Genomic DNA, 20,192 nt, shown 5'->3' on the forward strand with positions numbered 1-20,192 from the left:
TCATCAGCCGCACTGCCACGGACTCATTCCTTCAGATGCGGCGAAGCCGCTCCGGCTTCCGCGTACAGGTCCCGGACGTCGTCGGCGAGGCCGGCGTGGTCATGGAGGTCGATGTCGAGGGCGTGGCCGACGAGGCCGAACAGTCCGTACACGAGCCGGTCGTACATCACAGGCAAGAGCAGCCCGTGCGGCGGCCGGGCATCCTCGCCGAGGGTGGCCTGCGGGCGGGCAAGGTAGCTGGCCAAGGCAGCTTGGTGGGTGCGGTAGGCGCCCACTGCAGCGTGCAGACGGTCTGGCCAGGGCATGCGGACCGGTGGCGGATACCTACGCCCAGCCCTCCCCGTCGACCAAGAGTTCGTCGACGCCTGCGGGCAGCACGGCAACCCCGAGTCACGCTTCCGGTTCGCCGACGGGTGCCGACAGGACGGCTGTCAGAACTGGAGCGGTCGGGACTGCTCCCTCGTCGGCCGCCTGATCACTGCCAGGCCGGACGACATGCCCGAGGCATCCGACGAAAGCCTGCCGCGATGCGCCATCCGGGCCGACTGCCGGTGGTTCGCCCAGGAAGGCTCGCGTGCCTGCGGGGTCTGCCCGCTTGTCGTCTACCGCCCTTCACCAGCACACTCCGACCAGGATCAGGGCGCAGGAGCCTCGGTCGGTTGACGGCTCCCTGCCCGTGTACGGCCTGCTGATCGGTGCCCCGCTCCGCGCCAAACGGCAAACTGACCACCGCCTCCCTCGCCGCCGAAGCGGCGGTGCGGCGCAACGAGCCTCCCGTTCTCCCGCCTCACCTCGGGATCCCACAGCTCAGACGCAGGAGCCAGCCGAACCTCCGGCTCCCTCCAAGCCGTCTGTCCTATCTTGTTGAAGGCTGGCCAAACTCACCGAACTTTGACCAGCGAGGGCCGCTGGTCAGCGTCGCAGGCCAACGGCGCACTGGTCTCACGTGGTGCTCGCTCCGTGCTGCCGCTGCCAGCCTTATCGTCACGAGATGACGTGGCTACCTATCTTCGCAACTCTTGTCGGTGCAGTAATTGCCCTCAGCTCCGCCCTCCTCGTCGAGCGCCGCAGAGAGCGCAGGGAGGACCGCATCGACCGCCGCAAAACGAAGCAGGACCTGTATGCGCGCTTCCTTTCTGCACACGCCCACACTCGGGCTCAGCTTCGCATTCTTGCTGACACCTCAGGCATGTCGGATGAAGAACGTGCGAACCGGGCCCGCACGGCGTATGCCGGCTGCTACGCCCCGCGTTACGAGCTTGAGGTATTGGCCCCTCAGCCGGTCCTGACACCGGCACTGGACTTCGACCGGCGTGCGAAGGCCTTGCGAGACCTCGTCATCGAGGGCGTAAGCATCCAAGCCCAAGGCCCGGACCACATGCGCGAGTACCTCAGCGCTCTGAAGATCGTACGCACAGCGATGCGCACCGATATGGGTATGCGCGAGGACACCTGACGTCGACAGTGATGGCGACGGCTTGAAGGCCGGTACCAAAATCTGAGCAATTGCAAGTCCTGCGGATCTGTGTCGCCGTGACCGCGTAGGAGTTCTCAGGCAAGGCCCTGCAGCCCTTCCTTCACCATCAAACACATGACGGGCGAGTGTCTCTTTGGGCTGGCAAAACCCTCCAGGGAAGGGATCACCGATCACGAACCCGGCCTGTTTCACCCAGCCTCCCGATCGGGCGGCCAGGCCACTGCTTCTGCACGGGCGCGGCGCACTAACTGAGGCAGGAGGGCTACCTCGTGGCTACGCTGCCCCGGCGCGGTCGCCGATCGCGGGGCCGTCCAGGTGAGCGATACCGAAGGGCACGGTGCGGCGCTGGCTCGGCACAGATTTCCGTTTTCTGTTCGCCTCGCAGAGGGCGATGTCGCTGAACATCGGTGCCGCAGAGCTCTGGTCCGCAGACGGCAAAGGCGGCGTCAGGGGTGAGGGGAAGGCGCGGGATCCTCCCTTCGGCGGCGTGCTCGTCCCGTTCGTTTGAGGCTGCGGACATCGATGACGGCGACGACTGCGACGGCGGTCAGTGCTCCCGTTGCCATCGCGACACCGAGGCTGACCCAGCCTTGGGCGAACTGCGTCAGTTTGGCGGTCACGGCTGCCGCGGCGCCGCCTGTGCCCGCTTGCCCGAGAGCGGACGTGCGTGCGCGACGCATCAGAGCGCTCAGGTGGGCTGCACAGTGGAGGCTGGCGCACTTGCTGCGGGCGTCACGTCGCTGCTGGCGCCCGACGTTCTCCATGATCTTGTCGAAGCGCCGGTCGAGGTCGTCCTCGTCGTCGCCCAGGCGCGCCTGGAGGCTTCTGTAGCACCTGTAGAGCATGAGGGCGAGGTCGTTATCCGTCTTGCTGACCACTGCACATTCCTCTCATGGTGGAGAAAAAGGGTTCCAGGAGAGACAAGTTGACTTCCGCCCGGGCCAGTTTGGCGAGGCCTTTCGCTTTCTGCCCCCTTCGTGTCGATGCGGAGCCCCCGACGGTTTCGGTCAGGCCGTCACTGGTGAGGAGATGGATCAGTTCGGCTTCGACTGCACGCCGCTCTCCGAGGCTCAGCGCGTCGATCGCCCGCAGCACCTCCCGCACGGGCTGCAAATCATCGTCGAGGTAGGCGTCGAACACGTCCTCAAGTCTGTAGTCGGCGTATTTCTGTACGCGGGCGTCGTCTCTCTTCTCGCGAACGATTTCTTCGGCGATCTTCCGGATGTCGCAGAAGGTGAAGACGCGATCCGGCTCCAGGAATGCACGGCCGAATGCCTCGTCTGCGATCTTGAGCGGATCGACAACCAGGGGCGCGCACTCCAGGAGCAGGAAGAGCCTCAAAGGCCCGACCTGTTTCTTGTACTGGCTGCGAAGTGCAGCGAGTTGGTCTTCCCGGTTCCGCTTGTAGCGCCGCGGACGGATCAAGGCGGCTTCTCCTCTCGAAGCGCGCGCCGGCAGTGCCGGCGCCGGAGAGGCCAGCCCTGCAGAGTCGTCCCGCCGACTCTAGCGGGAGGAGCCCGGGAAGCTGTTTATCGATGATTCCTCACATAAGGCCATGATCGTTTTATGGTTCGGTGTGTGCTTATGGATACGCACCGGCGGCTTGCTTTGATCAATTCTCCGAGTCCGGTTCGAAAGGTGTGATCTCGGCGGCGTTGAGGAACGTTCTCGGTGTCAGCAGCGGCTGCAGACGGGCCGCTCGTCGTCTTGACCGGGGGTTGAAAAATGTCGGCGGAAGCTGTGGCGGCCTTAGCGGCGGCCGGCGGGATGGCCGTGGTGCAGGCGGCGGGGACGGATGTGTGGACGTCGGTTCGGCAGGCGGTCGCCAGGATGCTGGGGCGCGGCGATGCCGGTCAGGAGGCGGCTGAGCTGACGCGGCTGGACCAGATGCAGGCCGTCCTTGCGGCCGGGGAGGATGTGGCCGGTCAGCGGGCACGGTGGGAGGCCGTGTGGCAGACCCGCCTGGAGGTGCTGCTCGAGGCGCTCGACGCCCAGGGACGTGCGGCTGTCGCCGCGCAGCTGGCTGCTGTGATCGCTCAGGCTCAGTCCGCTCACGGCGGGGTGCATGCCGCTCCTGGGGGCGTCGCCGTGGGCGGTGACATGCGGATTACGGCTGAAGACGGCTCGGTGGCAGGCGCGGTGGTGCGCGTGGAGGGGGGTGTGCGCATGACGGGCCCTTTTCCTTCGGCGGAGCGGCGGAGCTGATGCCGGCGCAGGGGGTGGCTGGGCAGTTGGTCGCGCAGAACGGCGCCGTGGCGGCCGGCCGTCTTGAGGTGGGCCAGTTGGTGGTGGCGGCGCCGGCGTCGGGCGCGTTGCGTGCGTTGACGCTTGCCGCGCCGATGGGTTTGCGTCACCCGGGCCGGCCGTTGCGGGGTCGGGCCGGGTTGCTGAGTGCTTTGTTGGAGCACTGTGCGGGGCAGGGGGATGGCCGGCTGCACGTGCTGCACGGGTTGAGCGGAAGCGGTAAGACGGCTTTGGTGCTGGAGCTTGTTCACGAGCTCCAGCACCGGTTCGGTCTGGCGTTCGGGCTCTGCGCGTGGTGGATCGACGGCCGCCAGGGTGCGCTGTTCGAGGGGGGGTTGCGCGCGGTCGCCCGGCGGTTGGGGGTCCCGGAGGATCTTGTCGAGGCCGAGGGAGTGGTCGATGTTCTGTGGCATCGTCTGAGCCAGGTGGAATGGCCGTGGCTGCTGGTGGTGGACGGGGTGGCCGATCCGGCGCTGCTGGATGGGCCCGGGCAGACGGCTGCCGGTACCGGCTGGGTGAGGCCGCACTCGTGTGCCCATGGCCTGGTGGTGGTCACCACGTGCGACGGAACGGCGGAGGTCTGGGGCTCAGGCGCGGTGTTGCATCCTGTGGTTGCGTTGGCCGAGCAGGACGCTGCGCGGGTGCTGTGCGATTACGCCGGGCCGTATGCGGGAACCTTCAGCGGCGCCGTTCGCCTGGCGCGCCGATTAGGCGGTCTGCCTCTAGCTTTGCGGATGGCAGGGGTCTATTTAGCCGAGGTGAATGGGATGCCGGACGCTTTCCGGGACGCGGACATGCCCGCTGACTTCGATGCGTTTGTTCGGGCGCTGAACGGATCGGCCGGTCAGGGTCTGAATCCGGCGGAGGTGATCGCCGACACCTGGCGGCTCGCGCTCGGGCTGCTCGAGCGTCGCGGCTTTCGGCATGCTTCGGCTGTCTTGGAACTGCTGTCGGCGTTCGCCGATGCCCCGGTGCCCTACACGCGGGTTTTGCGGGCTTCCCTGCTGAGCGGGCAGCCCGGCTTCGAACGCATCGACGGCGGCACGGTGTGGCGGACGCTGCGCGCTCTGGCCGCTCTGAGTCTGATCGACTTCCATGCTGCTCCGGGCGCCTCGGATGATGTGGCGCGGCCGTCAGAGGATGTTCCTGCGAGCGTGCGGGTGCATCCGTTGATCAGGGATCTCAGCCGCACTCCACGCTATCTCGCGCTTACCGTGGTCCTTTTGGGCCGTGCGTGCAGTGTGGAGGAGGCCGGCAGGCCCGAAGAGCCCGACACCTGGGCGGTGTGGTCAGCGCTGGCGCCCCACGCCCTGGAGCTGGCGGGGCAGGAAGCCGCGTTGGCGAGCCTGGAGGACGACGTCCAAGTCGCGGCCGCCCAGGCCATGGAACTGGCGGCACGGTATGTGCAGGCACGCGGCCTGTCGCGCCAGGCCGGCGTCGTGTTCGAGAAGGTCGTGCAGTGGCGCACGCGCCTGTTGGGCCCGATGGATGAGGAGACGCTCACCGCGCAGCACAATCTCGCCGCAGTGCTGCATGACACCGGGGACCTCGGCCAGGCCGAGGTCGTGTATCGCAGGGTGTGGGAGGGTCACTGCGCCGTGCGGGGCGAGGAGTTCCCTCACGCGCTGACTGCGCGGCACGAACTGGGGCGCGTGCTGCACGACATGGGCCGTTTGCGGGAGGCTGAGCAGCATCTGTCGCAGGTGCTGGAGATCAGGCGGCGTTCTCAGGGCGAGGAGCACGGCCACACCTTGTCCGCCCGGCACGAGCGGGCTCGTGTCCTGCATGACCTGGGCCGGTGGGAGGAAGCCGGCGAGGAGTACCGGCGGGTGTGGGAGGTGCGCAACCGGGATCTGGGGCAACGTCATACGCGGACGTTGACGGTTTCACACAATCTGGCGTGTCTGGCGCAGGACGAGGGCCGGCTGGAGAGTGCGCTGCACCAGTTCCGCAGCGTGCACGCGGCCCGTTCACAGATTCTCGGTCCAGCGCATCCCCAGACGCTGTCGACGGCATTTCGACTCGGGTGCACGCTGCGGGACATGGGGTGCGCGACTGCGGCGCAGCCGCTGCTCCAACGCGTGCACGAGGAGCTGTCGTCCATCCTGGGAAGCGGGCACGCGCACGTGCTGCGGGCGCAGCAGGCGCTGCACAGCCTTCCCTCGGCCTCTGGTTGAGGGAAGGTGTCGGCGTTCGCGTGAACGTACGCAGCCCGGTACGCGGTTACGTACCCAGCAAGTTCGATACCGCCGGGCGCTGGGACTACCCGACTGCCGGCTCCTTCGGGACGGGTGGGCTGGTGGTGAGAGAGGGGAGCCTCACCAGCTTGACCACCAGTCCTTCAACCTCCTGTTTGGGCATGCTGATGGCGATGGACCGGGGGTGGCGACCATGGGGCGTAGGCAGGGCGCGCGGGCCGGGTCGGCCGTGACGGGGACGGCCGCAGTCGTGACGGCGGGGCTGGGGCCGGTGACCAACTACGCCAGTGCCACCGTGCCAGGATGGGCAGCTCACGCCTGGGTAATCTGGCCGCTGTTCGCCGTGCTGGTGACGGCCAGCATCGGGCTGGTGTTGTGGAGCCGACGGCTGGATGTTGCAGCAAGACCGCCAGCGCGGCTGGGACCGGTGGGCCGACCGGCCCGAGGCCAGCAGGATTCCTTACGCCCCCCACATGTGGAGCGCGTGCGCGGGCGTGAAGCCGAGCTGGCCGAGCTGGCCGAGCTGGCAGGCATGCTGCGACGGCCACGAGGACGGTTCGCGGTGTTGTGCGCGGCTGGCGGGATGGGCAAAACAACGGTGGCCGCGCAACTCGCCGCCCAGGCCGACGCTGCGGGATGGCAAGTGTTTTGGGTGCGCTGGCGCGATTCCGCCGAGCTGGCGCAGCAGATGGTGCAGGCGGCACTGGCCTGCGGACTGCCCGAGGCAGAACTGGAGTCCGCGCAAGCCGGGCGGGCGAGTCTGCCCGATGTAGTGTGGCGGCAGCTGGGCCGGGCGCGGCGGTGGCTGCTGGTGTTGGACAACGCCGACGAGCCACAAGAGATCGGCCCGGCAGGTGAGCCGTTGGCCGACTACCGCGGTTGGATCCGCCCGCACGGCCGAGGTCTGCTGGTGATGACCAGCCGAGATGGCAGCCCGCAGACCTGGGGGCCGCGCGCCCGGCTACTGCCCTTGATGCCGCTGCCCGCACAGCCTGCAGGAGAGGTCCTCGTCGACGCTGCTCCGGCCGCTGGCACAGCAGAGCAGGCTCGGGACCTGGCCGTGCGGCTCGGCGGGCTCCCGCTGGCGCTGCACGCGGCCGGCACCTACCTGGCCGGACCCACCAGCCGCTACCGCACCTTCACCACCTACCGTCAGGCCCTGGAGCAGGAATTGCCCCTCTTGCTGGGAGCCGAACACCCGGATGCCTCTCACGCACAAGTCGCCCGCACCATGGTGCGGCACACCTGGGAAGTGTCCCTGGACCAACTCGCCCGGGAGGGCGATGCCTTGGCCCGCCCCGTGTTGCGACTGCTAGCCGTACTGGCCCAAGCTCCCATCCCGCTGTCCCTCATCACCCCGGACCTGCTGTCTGCCGTCACCGGAGACAACGTCACCGTCCCCGCCTTGGAGGCTGCGTTTGCAGGTCTGCATCGGTACGGCCTCCTTGGCTTTCCTCACTCTCCCGGCAACGCCGGGCAGGCATCGGGCATCAGCGGCCCGGCGCAGGTGGTGCTGCACCCTTTGATCCGAGAGATCAATGCCGTCGCTCTAGCGGCCGAGGCACCCCATCTCGCCACGTGGCACCGAGCCCTTGCCGAGCGGTTGACCGCGGCCGTGCACGAGGTAGACGAGCAGGGGCGCGCCGGTTGGCCGGCCGCCGTGCTCCTCGCCCCTCACCTGCCCGTGCTGCTCGACCTCCCGGACCCACGCTCCGCCACACACCACCGCAGCGCCCTCAGCACGCTCGCGCAAGTACTGGAGCACGCCGGCGCCTTCAGCGCAGCCCGCCTGCTGCACCAACGGGTCCTCGACTTCGAGACGCGCACCCTAGGTCCTCAGCACCCCCATACCTTGACCAGCCGCAATCACCTGGCCAACGCCTTGTTCGGGATGGGCGAGCCGGCTGAGGCGATACATCTGCTCCGGCAGACGCTGGAGGACCGTAGCCGTGTCCTGGGCACGGAGCACCCTGACACCCTGACCAGCCGTCACGACCTCGCCTGCGCCCTGGACGGAATGGGCCGGCATGCAGAGGCGGTGGCTTTGCTGCGGCGGAACCTCCCCGACCGTGCCCGCGTGCTGGGCCTCATGCATCCGCACACTCTGGCCAGCCGTCTCAGCCTCGGTCTCGCCCTGGACGGGATGGACGAACATGAAGAGGCGGTCCGCCTGCACCGGCAGACCGTTGACGACCACATCCGTGTGCTGGGCCCCGAACACCACCTCACCCTGCTCAGCCGCCACAACCTCGCCAGCGCACTGGCCAGGATGGGCGCGCATGCGGAAGCCGATTGCCTGCTGCGACAGGCTCTTGACGACCAAGCTCGTGTGCTGGGCCTCATGCATCCGCACACTCTGGCCAGCCGTGACAGCCTCGGTCTCGCCCTGGACGGGGTGGGTGAACATGCGGAGGCGGTCCGCCTGTTCCGGCAGACGCTTGACGACCGCATCCGTGTGCTGGGCCTCGAGCACCCCGATACCCTGACCAGCCGCCACAACCTCGCCAGTGCACTGGCCAGGATCGGCGCGCAGGAAGAGGCGGTACGCCTGTTGCGACAGGCCCTCGCTGACCGTGTCCGTGTGCTGGGTCCTGAGCACCCGCACACCGTGCGCACCCGCGACGACCTGGAGACAGCTTCGGCTGCCTGGCGTGCTGCACGACGGCGACAGACCTGGTTGCGCCCCTCACGACGCTAGGAGCTGCCCCCACAGGCACCCCACGAAGGCACGGGCGGGCCCAGCGCGGCCGCGCCCGACGATTCAAATGCTGGGCACATAGCCGGTGTACGCACCTGAGCACATTCGGGCGTACACCGACAGAAGGCTGTGTCAGGCCGGCGATTCGGCGATCTTACTGACCGCTGCCAGGAGCGTGGCCAGTGTCTCCACCACGTTGACGGCGCCTGCCTCTTTGAGCCTGCGGGCATGGCTTTGTTGAGCGGCGATACCGATGAACTGCACCCCGGCGGCCCGGGCGGCAAGGGCATCGGCCAGGGACTCGCCGATGAGCAAGGTGCGCGAGCGGTCGCCGCCCAGCTCGCTGGTGGCCAAGGACACGGCGTGCGGGTGAGGCTTCATCAGCCGCGGATCATCCGGACGCCCGAAAACACCCAAGTGCGGCTGGGCGCCGGTCTCGGGGTGCAGGTGGGTCAGGAAGGTCTGCACGGCGGCGCTGGCGTGGTCGGTCACCACCGCCAGGCGCCAGGGCCCTCTCCCTAAAGCCCCCAGCAGCTGGGCCGCGCCCGGGAGGGGCTCGGCGCGGCGTGCCGCCGCTGTCTCGTAATTGGTCAGTATGCCGTCGAGCTGGCGGATCTGTTCGGGCGATCCCCGGTCGACCACCGAGCGCAGCAGCGCGACGGGATCGGCGCCCCGGCTCGGGTCGGTGCTCAGGTGCAGGCTGGTGGCGGCCTGGGCCAAGTGGCCCGATACGGAATGCATTTGGCCGGCGAACAGCCGGCACAGGACTCCGTCGAAACTGAACAGGACGGTCTGCGATTGCGCGAAGCACCGACGCAGCCAGACCACCTGGGGCGGGTCGTTGCTGACCATGCGCTGCGCGAAGAGCCGAAGGCTTTCGCCGACCCAGGGATAGAGCGCTTCGTACCAGTGCTTGAAACTCACGTAGTGGCGCTGTCCCTCTCGGGATATGCCGGACAGAGAAGGGACGGCCGGTGAGGCCGGGTCAGGAAGAGGCAGGATCAGAGGGGAAAGCGCGGCGTCCTCGCTCAGCGCAGGGCTGATCATGCCCAACGCCGCCTCGTCGGAGCGCGCCATGTGCAGCTGGCTCAGCGTCTCCCAGCTCTGGGGGGAAAGCTGGGCGCGGAAGAAGACGTCCATGCGCTGCGGCAGGTTGTCCAGGAGCTGGTTGATCTGCGCCTCTTCGCTTTCCATCCGGCGGCGGGCCCGCTGCTGTTCCTGCGCGGTGGGGCCATAGAACGCCGTGGCCGCCTCCATGGCCTGCCGGCGCCGCATCTCACGCAAGGTCAGCACCTCTTGGCGCAGGATGCGCACGACGGTGGACGCGGGGCGCGTGTAGCAGGCGGCTACTTCTTTGACGGCTGGATCTTCCGCCTCCGGCAGGTCCGAGCGGCCGGGTGCAAGGTGGGTTTCGACGACATAGGCAAGCGTTTCCCTCACTGCGTCCAAGCGCTCGCGCACAGCAGGGGCGTTGGCGATGTGGCGTTCCAACACCCGCAGCGACACGCCCAGTGCGGCGGCCAGACGCGGGCTCAGGCCGTACCGGCCTTCGGCCGTCAGTCCGAGCGTCTCCAGCTTGCGGTAGCTGTGGGGTTTCAGCTCGAGCTGGCTGCACAGGTCGCTGGCCCGTAAGCCGTTGGCCCGGCGCAGATCGGCCAACTGCCATTCGTGTTTGCCGGACTGGTCGGCCAATTGCAGAGGATGGATCCGTAAGGCGCGGGCGAGCTGGCGGATACGCGGTGGATCGGGTACGCGCTGATCGTTTTCGTAGGCGAGGATCTGCGCCTTGCTCGCTCCGACTTCCCCCGCCAGCTCCTCAGCACTCAGCGCTCCGCCAGAAGCCTGCAAACGGGCCTCCCGCAGGCGGGCTCCGGAGAACATGACGGCCAGACCTCTCGCCATCAACAGGCCCCTCTCGCTTCGGCGCGGTACATTTTACCTGCGCCGCCTCCCGGTAACAGGGGGTCAATTCGCTTTGCGCGCAAGCTTGCAGACTGGGCGTGCGTGTTTTCAAGGCGAGCTGCCCCCTGCCAGGAGGCCGCTGCGGCCAACGAAGGTTGGAGTCCGAACGGGTGACGACCAACTAGGCCGCCAAAGAAAAGCGGGCCCCGTGGCACTTGCAAACTGTCCTGTCCACGGGACCCGGGTCGGCGACCTGCCGTCACAAGAGCCTCTCCGTTGGCCCGGGGAGGCTCTCCGGCTGTGAGAGCCCGGTTAAGTACGGCGCTGATCTCCGTCCCTCGGTTCCGGGGGGTCCGGGGCGGAGGGCATCGCCTGCCTCCTTCCTGCTGCGGCGGTTACGGAAGGCCGAGGTCAGCTGGCCGGTAGGCCACCTGGCCCCGCCCTGCGGCAACCGACGCCGAGGGTGAAGACGACCAAAACCCTACCCGCCCCCCGCCCGCACGCGTTTACGAGCCCCTCCCCCGTACGCCGGGGGCGCCTGTCGCCACGCCGGGGCGACCCTTCTCCACCGGCCCCACCACGCTTGATGAGGGCACAGAAAGCGGCTATTCAGCAGGTCTATCCCGGTTTCGGGTACACGGCGAGACGGGCGTACGGGCGGCGAAAGGGGGCGCACTTCCCGAATCGCGCGCCGTATTCGAGCTCCTTCACCCCGAACATCCGCGTGGGGAACGCCAGACGGAGACGACGACGGAGTCGACGGCGACCGCGGTCGAGCCCACCGTCCCCCGCACGAGAGCGCCGGCCGACAAGAGCGCCCCCATGACCCCGCCCCAAAGGACGCCAGGCGACGTACACGGGCCCGGCCGCCCGCTTCCCCGCCACCACACCGAAATGAACTGCACACGTGCGAACGCAAATATACGGTGGATGCTGCACTCCCCTGCGGTCGACAGGACAGCGCCGCCAGCACTGCGGAGCAGTACGATCCTCAACGCTTGGGAAGATCGCAGACGCTGACAGGCAAAAATGCGGAGATCCTCTGGCGCAGCGCCCGGAGCAGGCGGGCCCTATCGGCTCCTGCAGCACGAAAGCGGCTGACCGTCTGGCTTGTCGCCACCGTCGGCATCTTCGGGGCAGCAGGAAAAGAACCTGTCCGTGCCGGCAGCGTCGACACGCGGACAAGTCCTCGGTGTTCACGATCTTCCTCAACGCACGCGCGACAGCAGTGCTGGTCTGCGCGGGAGGGCCTGGAGCCGGCACCCAGCACACCCCGGTCGACGCTCCCGGGTAGTTCGTTGCGCAAGTGCGGACGTGCCGCGCCTCGGCCATTGCCACAACGAGCCGGTGGGCTCGGCCCTGGCGGCACCGGATGCCTCTACTCCCGCGCGAGCCACAAGCGGCCCAGGCTCCTGGCCGCGCGCAGGGCAACGACGCATGCGCCCAGGTACACGGCGACGACTGCCGCGAAGACCAGGTGCCAGGTGAAACCAGCCCCGGCCGAGTAGTCCCCCGTCCCCATCCATGCGAAACAGCCCAGGATGATCTCGAACACCATCAAAACGGCGATCGACAGACCCCACGGCATGGCCGGTATGCCGATCAGGAAGGCCAGGAAGCGAAGGTTCAGACTCCCCCGGTGGACGACCGCGATCAGCAACACGGCCAGCGCCACAACGAGATAGGCCTTCGTGAAGCCATTCCACTGAAGCCAGTCCACGAGCGATGCCGCATCACGCGTCTGGAGTTCCAGGAATTCCCCCCGTTCGGGCGCATGCTGGCGGCGAGGCCATCGACGACGGCGCGGCGCGCAGCACGGCGGCAGTGCGCAGCACTCTGCGCAGGGCATACGTCTCGTCCAGCGTCAGGGCGCAGCCGCTCGGTGTCGTGTTCTACGGGCGCGAAGTCGATCTCATCGAGGTCAAGGTGCTCGTAACCGTCCATGATCAGCGCAACGTGAGCGGCCGTCGACAGGTCACGACGGGAAGCGTGTACGGCCCCGGCCGACGAGGACGCCGGCCGGGGCCGCAGAGGAAGAGCGTGGTCGTGAAGGGCGGTCGCCTACGCGGCGAAAGGCTCTGCAGGGCTTCAGCCGGACGATCTTCCCCGCAGGCTATAGGTGAGGCCCGGGGACACTGTCCCCTCCACAACCACGCTCTGCACAACACGGCCGACCGTGCTGGCATTCCCGCTCCGCCCACCGATGGCCAGGACGTCCGCCAGAAGGTGAGCGTGCAGGTCGGGAAGCCTCACGCGGCCGCCAGCCCATTGGTGCTCCGTTGCCGGGCCGGGGCTGAGCGGGAGGTACATCGGCCATCGCCCGCAGCCCCGAAGTCAACGAGGCTGTCCTGAAAGCGGGTCTGCCCCCGCATGCCATGGCCCGATGGGCGCGGCCCTCAGCAACGTCGGCAGGGTACGGCGCGATGATGGGCTTGGCTAAGACGTCCGGTGTCGGCGCTCGTAGAATGGCATGCATGACTGACCAGCTCAGGACGGGCGTCGTCACCGTCGCTCTCGCCGCCCCGGGTGACGGGCCCGACGCAGCCGCCCTGGGTTCCCTCGCCCTGGGCACCCCGGTGCCGGAGGAGAGGGCGGCAACAGCACCTCTGGCCCGGGCCATCGACGTGCACGGTGGCCAGGTGCCGCTGCCGTACGGGCAGGGACGCTGCCTGGTCGCCCGCTCCGGTGGCCTGGTGACCGGGATGGTGTACCTGACGCCTCCCATACGCTGGCTTGAGGACCATCCGGCGGCCCAGAGGCCCGCCCTGGTCACGGCCCTCGTCGAGATCGAGCTCTTGGCCGTCGCCGAGTCCCACCGCGGGCAGGGCATCGCCACCGCCCTGCTCAACGCCGCCGAGGAGACGGCCCGTGACGGGGGTACGCACCTGTCGTTCGCCAAGGTCCGCAGGGGTGACTTCGCCGTCATGCGCTGGTACCGCCGGCGCGGCTACACCATCGCCGCCCAGACGGAACCCGTGCTCTTCCGTACCCGGTCCGGGTTGGAGTCGTGCGACGACGGCTCCGACGGCTACCAGCTCGCCGCAAAGCCTCTGCAACCGGGCGTGGTCCTGCGCCGCCGGGCCAGCCACGACAGCACCATGCTCATCGCCGAACGCGACACCTGACTGTCTTCACCTGGCACGTCCCTGACCGGCTGAAGAGCCAGGACCGGGCAGAACGGCATGATCCGTGGCTGAGGGCTGGATCCCAGCGACGCGCAGAGGCCGCCCGGTTCGGGACTTCGCGCGGCGAGTAACGGCTGACAGCGTAGGGGGCTGGATCGGCGCGTGAAGGCCGCCCGTGCCGCCCTCGACTCCGCAACGTCGATCTCCGTAAAGGACGCCGCCCAAGACCGGTTCGTGCTCATCGAGTCGAACGGACACGTGTGCAAAATCCTGCCGCTGGAGCGAAACCAGACAGGCAGCCCGTCGAGTTCAAAGCGGTCACGTTCGGCGAGAGCTGCCACTGAAAGCGCTGCGCGGAGCCGGAGCGAGAGGAATCGCACGGCACGGCCCGCCCTCATGACGCCTGGAGTGCAAGGACAGGCGGGCGTACAAGGCGGGGCGGGACCGACCTGCGGCATCGGGCCAAGCGGATCCGTCTGATCTGGGGGTGCCGGTGTCGCGTGACGGAGGGCGCCCTGCCGGCAGCCTGGGCGGCTTTACGGGCCTCCGGGGCCATGCACTCAAGGGAACAACCTGCTCCGGTTATCCGTACTATCCCTACAGCAGGGCACTGCGCACTAGACATTGCTGCCGCCCACAGGCATCAGCCTCCGGGAAGGCACATACGTGCGGCAGGCCCTTCGATTCCGGCCCCAGGTCGAAGAAAGGCTGTGCGCCCCATGTCCGAGAACGCTACCGAACTCACATCGCAGTACACCGCTCAAGTAAGTGCCGACCTCGAACGCAACACCAAGGAGCAGCAGCGGATCGGCGCGGAAATCGACGCTCTGCAGGAGCAGTTGGCCGCCCATCAGCGTGACCACACGGTGCTGGTCGGCATCCAGCAGGCGATCGCCGCAGCACCGGCCGCGGTCAAGCCTTCGGCCGTTGCGGACAGCGCTGCGGTACCCGCACCCCGAGCGGCAAAGAAGAAGGCCGAGTCCGGCGCGGGCAAGCAGGCCCGGCCGAAGAAGACCGCTCCCGCGCCGCGTCGGAACGCTGCCGCCAATCAGGCCACCAAGAAGGCCTCCGCCAAGTCCGACAAGGCTGAACCGGCGACAACCGCGCAGCCGACACTGGTCGACCTGATCCGTGGCCATCTCACCGAGCAGAGCGAGCCGCGCTCGGCGGCGGAGATCGCCGCAACTCTTGGCCAGGCTCATGCCGACCGCAGCATCAAGACGACCGTGGTACGCACCACGCTCGAAGGGCTGGTGGCCAAAAGCCAGGCGCAGCGCAGCAAGCAGGGCTCGTCCGTCTTCTACACCGCAGCTGCAGCTGCGGAGCAGGCGCCGGAGGGACAGCCCGCACCTGCCGGCGCCTGACATCTCGTGCAGTACGACGAGGTGGTCCAGCTCCTCGAGGACGAGGGCGTGGGTACGTTCGGTCTCCACGAGCCATTGATGGACGGCGGCGGTGACATCGTCGCCGGCGGCGGGCGAAGTCGGCAGCGTGGACGCCACCCGCCTGAGCGGAGCCGTAGGGAGCGTTCCTCGGTGTGGTCGGCGCGCTGGATGACGTCACGGCGAATACCGGGTGCATCGGTCCGGCTGCCGGAGGGATGCAGGTAGGAGGTCTTGGCCAGGCGACGACAAAGGACCGGTACGTCGTGACTGCCTGCTTGTGGCGAGGAGCGACGGACGATAGGGGCATCACGGGACGATCGATTTCCCCGATCGCGCTGTCGATCCTGACGGAGCGACGGGCCTGTTCGAGCTCCTAGTCGACCGTTCGCCAGAAGCGTTCCAGCGCTTCACCGAGGACTACTACGAGGTCCCCGTGAACCTGGAGGCCGTGAGTCAGGTGTATGCCTTGCGGCCGCTGAGTCCGGAGCTCGTGTCGTTGCTGAACCCTGAGGTCAGCTTGACGGGCCTGGCCCAGGACATCTCCGAGGTCCGCTACCCGCAGCCGGACCAGGAGTCGACCTGAACGCCGTTGCCACGTACGTCGCCGATGCGGAGGCTGCAACTCCTTCGCCCGCCCCAACCCGCACGCGCCGTGCGCCGGCTGCCGCCACCACGGCCCCTTGCGGAAAGGGGTACTGCCGCCTGTGCTGCACCAAGCGCGCACGGACGCCGCGACCACTGGCGCTAAGGCGGAGTCGCTGCTGCCCGAACTGCGGTATCACCAACCGTTCTTCGCCCATATGGCCCCGCTGTGGGAACGAGCCCCACGGTCGCGGCAGTCTCAGTACGAGCACCGTGGACGCCCCTGCAAACCCCTCCCGCCCCCGGCATCGCCGCCCGGCGGCTGGCTCCAGCCCGCCCTCTTCCCGTGCTGGCTACCTCACCCGCATTGACCCCGACCAGTACGAGAAACCGGACGCCCTCTCCTGTCGGTCGACGGCACCCGTCAGCGCGGGCCGTGAACAGGCGCAGCGCCGTCATCTGCGACGGGACGAGTTCCCCCGATGAAGACCGGGCCAGGGAAGGTGTCCGGCTGTCTCCTGCTACTCCATTTCCTGGTCGCGCAGCAGCCTGCGGCCGAGGTCGTCGGCCCACTCCTGGGCCCAGGCCATCAGCTCGTCGATCAGTTCGGGGGTCGCGCCGTATGCCTCGAGTTCGGCGTCGTCCAGCCAGGCGACGGCGGTCAGCCGGGTCTGGAGGGACTCCAGGTCGAAGCGATCGCGGGCGTGACGGCGGCCGAATTCTTCAAGGTCGGTCGTGAGCCAGCGGCGCGAGGCGGCGAAGACGTCCAAGGCGTCGCGGGCTGCGCCTCGCTCGGCCAGGGCACGGACTTTGGTGCCGATCACGTCTTCCTCGGCGAGCACGGGTCCGTAGGCACTGGAGGCGGCCGGCCGGGTGAACACCTCCTTCAGGACGTCCACCTCGCACGTCTCCTGGGTTTGCGAGCGGGGATCGGTGACGTTGAGGCGCGCAGAGAGCGGGGCGACTTCGATCACCTCGAGGTGCCAGCCACGTTCGGTGAGACCGTCGGTGAGGGTGTGGACGATCTCGTCCATCGGTGCGGGGTTGTCGGTGGCAACGTCGAGATCCTGGCTCGGGCGGGCGAGGAGTTCGTGCGCCTGGACGGCGTAGCCGCCGGTGATCACCAGAGGGTACGGGGAGCCGATGGCCAGGACGTCCGCCAGAAGGCGGGCGTGCAGGTCGGGAAGCCTCACGCGGCCGCCGGACCATTGGTGCGCCGCTGCCGGGCCGGGGGCTGAGCGGGAGGTACGTCGGCCATCGCCCGCAGCTCCGAAAACCGTTCCTCCCACACACCGCGGACCGTGGTCGAGACCAGGATCCGCAGGGTGGGCCACGACCGCAGGAGAATGTCACGGCTCAGGAGATCACATAGGTCCTTGCGCATACCCTCGGCCAGGACAGTGCGGTACAGGCTCATCCGCTGACGCTCATTGGCGAGGTCAAAGACACGCAACCCCGACCAGACCACGGTGCCAGGCGGTTCCACGACACCTGCGGTCGGCCCGTGCAGCTCATCCAGCGAATCCGGCAGCCTTCGCTGGAACTTCTCTCGGTACAACTCCAGATCGGCGGCGCCGGAGCCTGACTTCGCAACGGCACCAGCACCAGCATGGGACGGCGCGGGCACTGGGTACTGCGGTGTCACGGGCATGTCCCCAATTATGACGGCTACCACCCGATGCCGGGTGGCAGCAGCACGTACCGACTCGCCACGCCCCCTCCGTCCCTGGCAGCACGACGCCTCTACGAGCGTCCTCACCCGCCCGGTACCGGGCCAGCCGGGTCCTGGCACGGCAACACCCATGCTTCACCTCGGCACCGTCTCGCTGGCATGCGGTCTCATCTCCTGGAGGCGGCTCAACGGACAGGTAGCGTGATCACCCGAAGGCTTCGGCTACAGGCCACGCACCGGGTCCGGCCACGTCGGCGGAGCACAGGGACAGGAAAGGGCGAACCTGTGTCGCAAGGCATGGTGAGAGCAAGCGAGCTGTTGACCGCGCATGAGGTCGAACTGCTGACTCGCGCGCTCCTGGAGTGGGGCGGCCCCGCACACTGCAGCGATCAACTCGCCGTCGCCATGGGGTTCGCCGGCACGCAGAATCTGTTCGACCAGTGCCAAAGACTCCGGCAGGCTCTTCGCGCAGACGCCCCACTCGGCGCAGCGGACTGGGCGCGGACACTTCTGGCTACAGAGATCGCCTTCGCCAGCGACCTCGCCGGCTCGGGCGTCGAATGGTCAACGACCACAGGGCGCGACGATGCGGCGACTATCAGGATGCTCCGGGTGATCCAGCGGAAGCTGGCCCGGACCGCCGTGCCGTTCCTGACCTGTCATGGGCCTGCCGGTCGCAGTGCCCGACAGGAAAGGGGGTAGGTGAGATCAGCGTGCCGGACGGATGGCAGACAGTACGCTGAATCCAGCGGGATCGGGCCCGCCGCATAGCGTCCGGGAGGTGCTTCATGACGGCCGAGATGATGGCCCCGGCGTGGATGCATGAGCAGATCACGGCGGAGGAGTACGACTCCTGGTCCGAGGAGCAGTGCACCGGCATCGAGGTCGTGGACGGGATGGTCGTCGTGAGTCCGAGTGCGTCCAAGCGGCACAATCGGCTGGCACGGATTCTGGCGAACGCCCTGGATGCTGCCGCGGGTCCGGAGTGGAATGCTGACACGGACTTCGACGTCCGGCTTCAGGACGTCCCGCTCACCAATCGCCGCCCAGACGTCGTCGTGTACCGCGCAGACACGATCGATGTCACCCCCACCCGCCCTGAGCACGTGCTCCTGGTCGCGGAGGTGGTGTCGCCAGGTTCGGAGACCACCGACCGGATCGTGAAGGTCGACCAGTACGCCAAGGCAGGCATCGGCTTCTACTGGCGGATCGAGCAGGCCGCGACAGGCGTTCCTCTCGTGTACACCTACATTCTCGACCCCGCAACGAAGACCTACCGGGACGCAGACGTGTTCACCGGCGTCCTCAAGGTAGCGGCCCCCTTTCCGGTGGAGATCGATCTCGGCCAGATCTGACCCCCCCGTTACCGTTTTCATGGCTCCGCAATGGGGCCACCGGCCTTCGGGTCCGGCATGACTTCCCCCCCTTGTTGTTGATGATCCGGGGGGTGGTGTCACCGGGCCCGAAGGCATCGACGGACCGCTGATGAGGGGCTTGAGCACCGGCTTCACCCGATCCGGAAGAGCTCTCCGTAACGTGGGTGTGGCAGCTCGATGCCGAGGCAGGGCCGGACGAAAGCGTGATGGAGGGGCCTGCACGTGATCGACACCGGTGACATCGACGTCTTCCTCGGCCTGGACGTCGGCAAGGGCGAACACCACGCCACCGCCGTCACCCCGGCCGGGAAGAAAGCCTTCGACAAGCGGCTGCCCAACACCGAACCCAAGCTCCGCGAGCTCTTCGCGAAACTCCAGGCCAAGCACGGAACGGTGCTGGTCGTGGTCGATCAGCCGGCCTCAATCGGGGCCCTGCCGCTGGCGGTTGCGAGAGACATGGGATGCCCGGTCGCCTATCTGCCGGGGCTGACGATGCGACGGATCGCCGACCTCTACCCGGGCGAGGCCAAGACGGATGCGAGGGATGCGTTCATCATCGCGGACGCGTCCCGGGCGATGCCGCACACGCTGCGGGCGATCGACGCCGAGGACGAGACGATCGCCGAGCTGGAGATGATCGTTGGGTTCGACGACGACCTGGCGGGCGAGGCCACTCGGGTCGCGAACCGGCTGCACGGCCTGCTGACCCAGATCCATCCCTCTCTGGAGCGGGTGCTGGGGCCGCGGTTGCAACACCCGGCCGTCCTGGCCATGCTGGAGCGCTTCGGCTCTCCGTCCCAGATCCGCAAGGCCGGACGACGCCGCCTCGTCACGTTGTTACGGCCGAAGGCGCCGAGGATGGCCGAGCGGCTGGTCGAGGACATCTGCGCCGCCCTGGACGAGCAGACCGTCACCGTTCCGGGCACCGAGGCAGCCGCATTGATCGTTCCGAGCCTCGCCACCTCCCTGACGGCTGTCCTTGACCAGCGCAGGCTGCTGGCCGGACGGATCGAGGAACTCCTGGAGGCCCACCCACTTTCAGAGGTCCTGACGTCCATGCCAGGCATCGGCGTCAGGACCGGCGCACGGATCCTGATCGAAATCGGCGACGGCAGCACCTTCCCGACCGCCGGCCACCTCGCCGCCTATGCGGGCCTCGCCCCGGCGACCCGCAACTCGGGCTCCTCGATCCGCGGCGAACAGCCGTCCCGGCGGGGAAACAAGCAGCTCAAACGGGCCTTCTTCCTCTCCGCGTTCGCGGCCCTGAGCGACCCTGCCTCCCGGGCCTACTACGACAAGAAGATCAACCAGGGCAAGCACCACACCCAGGCCCTGCTCTGCCTCGCCCGACGCCGAGCCGACGTCCTCTTCGCGATGCTCCGAGACGGAACCTTCTACGAACCCCGGACACCCGGAGCGAGGTGAGGGCAACCGGCCCTGCCTGCGAACCAAGATCGTGCAGGCTCATGACGGCAGCCCTACATATCGTGAACCTCCACGGAGAACCCCTCTGCAAGGACGGAGTTCAGGTGC

At 68.1% G+C, this 20,192-nt stretch carries 17 protein-coding genes; 10 read left to right on the forward strand and 7 right to left on the reverse strand.

Annotated elements, in window-relative coordinates:
• Positions 1–23 precede the first annotated feature (23 nt).
• Positions 24–245, reverse strand: coding sequence for a hypothetical protein (locus tag ABT070_RS36955; protein WP_351767283.1), 222 nt, complete (start codon positions 243–245; stop codon positions 24–26).
• A 746-nt stretch (positions 246–991) separates the two neighbouring features.
• Here ABT070_RS36955 and ABT070_RS36960 point away from each other — a divergent pair.
• Positions 992–1,456, forward strand: coding sequence for a hypothetical protein (locus ABT070_RS36960; protein WP_351767284.1), 465 nt, complete (start codon positions 992–994; stop codon positions 1,454–1,456).
• Between the two features lie 467 nt (positions 1,457–1,923).
• On the opposite strand, the gene ABT070_RS36965 is transcribed toward ABT070_RS36960, so the two are convergent.
• Entirely contained in the window at positions 1,924–2,355 is a 432-nt protein-coding gene (locus ABT070_RS36965) for a hypothetical protein (RefSeq protein ID WP_351767285.1), read from the reverse strand.
• Positions 2,336–2,902, reverse strand: a complete 567-nt coding sequence (locus ABT070_RS36970) for a hypothetical protein (protein WP_351767286.1) — start codon at positions 2,900–2,902, stop codon at positions 2,336–2,338. Before ABT070_RS36970 ends, ABT070_RS36965 begins: the two co-directional genes overlap by 20 nt.
• A 300-nt stretch (positions 2,903–3,202) precedes the next feature.
• Here ABT070_RS36970 and ABT070_RS36975 point away from each other — a divergent pair, with 300 nt between their 5' ends.
• From ABT070_RS36975 to ABT070_RS36985, 3 genes are all read left to right on the forward strand, one after another.
• Positions 3,203–3,682 carry a hypothetical protein gene (locus ABT070_RS36975; RefSeq protein ID WP_351767287.1) on the forward strand — a complete coding sequence of 160 codons (480 nt, stop codon included), beginning with the start codon at positions 3,203–3,205 and terminating at the stop codon, positions 3,680–3,682.
• Positions 3,682–5,898 carry a tetratricopeptide repeat protein gene (locus ABT070_RS36980; RefSeq protein WP_351767288.1) on the forward strand — a complete coding sequence of 739 codons (2,217 nt, stop codon included), beginning with the start codon at positions 3,682–3,684 and terminating at the stop codon, positions 5,896–5,898. Before ABT070_RS36975 ends, ABT070_RS36980 begins: the two co-directional genes overlap by 1 nt.
• A gap of 292 nt (positions 5,899–6,190) precedes the next feature.
• Positions 6,191–8,617 (forward strand): tetratricopeptide repeat protein, encoded by a 2,427-nt coding sequence (locus tag ABT070_RS36985; RefSeq protein ID WP_351767289.1) that lies wholly within the window; start codon positions 6,191–6,193, stop codon positions 8,615–8,617.
• Between the two features lie 132 nt (positions 8,618–8,749).
• Here ABT070_RS36985 and ABT070_RS36990 read toward each other — a convergent pair whose 3' ends face one another.
• Together ABT070_RS36990 and ABT070_RS36995 are read right to left on the reverse strand one after the other, a co-directional pair.
• Entirely contained in the window at positions 8,750–10,498 is a 1,749-nt protein-coding gene (locus ABT070_RS36990; protein WP_351767290.1) for an HAD hydrolase-like protein, read from the reverse strand.
• A 1,399-nt stretch (positions 10,499–11,897) separates the two neighbouring features.
• The gene (locus tag ABT070_RS36995) at positions 11,898–12,239 is read right to left on the reverse strand and encodes a hypothetical protein (RefSeq protein ID WP_351767359.1); all 342 of its coding nucleotides are present in this window, start codon (positions 12,237–12,239) and stop codon (positions 11,898–11,900) included.
• Positions 12,240–12,993: 754 nt separating this feature from the next.
• On the opposite strand from ABT070_RS36995, the gene ABT070_RS37005 reads away from it, so the two are divergent.
• The 3 genes from ABT070_RS37005 to ABT070_RS37015 all read left to right on the forward strand — a co-directional run bounded on the left by ABT070_RS37005 (position 12,994) and on the right by ABT070_RS37015 (position 15,612).
• A complete protein-coding gene (locus tag ABT070_RS37005) occupies positions 12,994–13,644 on the forward strand; it encodes a GNAT family N-acetyltransferase (protein ID WP_351767292.1) in 651 nt (216 codons plus the stop codon).
• 719 nt (positions 13,645–14,363) lie between these two features.
• A complete protein-coding gene (locus ABT070_RS37010; protein ID WP_351767293.1) occupies positions 14,364–15,008 on the forward strand; it encodes a hypothetical protein in 645 nt (214 codons plus the stop codon).
• Positions 15,009–15,477: 469 nt separating this feature from the next.
• The gene (locus ABT070_RS37015; RefSeq protein WP_351767294.1) at positions 15,478–15,612 is read left to right on the forward strand and encodes a hypothetical protein; all 135 of its coding nucleotides are present in this window, start codon (positions 15,478–15,480) and stop codon (positions 15,610–15,612) included.
• A 520-nt stretch (positions 15,613–16,132) separates the two neighbouring features.
• Here ABT070_RS37015 and ABT070_RS37020 read toward each other — a convergent pair.
• Both ABT070_RS37020 and ABT070_RS37025 read right to left on the reverse strand, forming a co-directional pair.
• A complete protein-coding gene (locus tag ABT070_RS37020; RefSeq protein ID WP_351767295.1) occupies positions 16,133–16,804 on the reverse strand; it encodes a nucleotidyl transferase AbiEii/AbiGii toxin family protein in 672 nt (223 codons plus the stop codon).
• A complete protein-coding gene (locus ABT070_RS37025; RefSeq protein WP_351767296.1) occupies positions 16,801–17,262 on the reverse strand; it encodes a hypothetical protein in 462 nt (153 codons plus the stop codon). The genes ABT070_RS37020 and ABT070_RS37025 overlap by 4 nt, the downstream gene beginning before the upstream one ends.
• A gap of 306 nt (positions 17,263–17,568) precedes the next feature.
• Here ABT070_RS37025 and ABT070_RS37030 point away from each other — a divergent pair, with 306 nt between their 5' ends.
• The 3 genes from ABT070_RS37030 to ABT070_RS37040 all read left to right on the forward strand — a co-directional run bounded on the left by ABT070_RS37030 (position 17,569) and on the right by ABT070_RS37040 (position 20,084).
• Positions 17,569–17,985, forward strand: coding sequence for a hypothetical protein (locus tag ABT070_RS37030; RefSeq protein WP_351767297.1), 417 nt, complete (start codon positions 17,569–17,571; stop codon positions 17,983–17,985).
• Positions 17,986–18,071: 86 nt separating this feature from the next.
• The gene (locus tag ABT070_RS37035) at positions 18,072–18,638 is read left to right on the forward strand and encodes a Uma2 family endonuclease (RefSeq protein WP_351767298.1); all 567 of its coding nucleotides are present in this window, start codon (positions 18,072–18,074) and stop codon (positions 18,636–18,638) included.
• Positions 18,639–18,881: 243 nt separating this feature from the next.
• Positions 18,882–20,084: an IS110 family RNA-guided transposase gene (locus ABT070_RS37040; RefSeq protein ID WP_451102097.1), complete on the forward strand. Its 1,203-nt coding sequence runs from the start codon at positions 18,882–18,884 to the stop codon at positions 20,082–20,084.
• The last annotated feature ends 108 nt before the right edge of the window (positions 20,085–20,192 follow it).

The organism is Streptomyces sp. NPDC002884, from assembly GCF_040295245.1.
Lineage (GTDB): Bacteria > Actinomycetota > Actinomycetes > Streptomycetales > Streptomycetaceae > Streptomyces.

Bases quoted from the DNA above. Each gene is read 5' to 3' on its own strand.
- ABT070_RS37005 (WP_351767292.1), top strand. From the start codon at position 12,994: ATGACTGACCAGCTCAGGACGGGCGTCGTCACCGTCGCTCTCGCCGCC.
- ABT070_RS36980 (WP_351767288.1), top strand. From the start codon at position 3,682: ATGCCGGCGCAGGGGGTGGCTGGGCAGTTGGTCGCGCAGAACGGCGCC.
- ABT070_RS36975 (WP_351767287.1), top strand. From the start codon at position 3,203: ATGTCGGCGGAAGCTGTGGCGGCCTTAGCGGCGGCCGGCGGGATGGCC.
- ABT070_RS37025 (WP_351767296.1), bottom strand. From the start codon at position 17,262: ATGCCCGTGACACCGCAGTACCCAGTGCCCGCGCCGTCCCATGCTGGT.
- ABT070_RS36960 (WP_351767284.1), top strand. From the start codon at position 992: ATGACGTGGCTACCTATCTTCGCAACTCTTGTCGGTGCAGTAATTGCC.
- ABT070_RS37035 (WP_351767298.1), top strand. From the start codon at position 18,072: ATGACGGCCGAGATGATGGCCCCGGCGTGGATGCATGAGCAGATCACG.
- ABT070_RS37010 (WP_351767293.1), top strand. From the start codon at position 14,364: ATGTCCGAGAACGCTACCGAACTCACATCGCAGTACACCGCTCAAGTA.
- ABT070_RS36990 (WP_351767290.1), bottom strand. From the start codon at position 10,498: ATGTTCTCCGGAGCCCGCCTGCGGGAGGCCCGTTTGCAGGCTTCTGGC.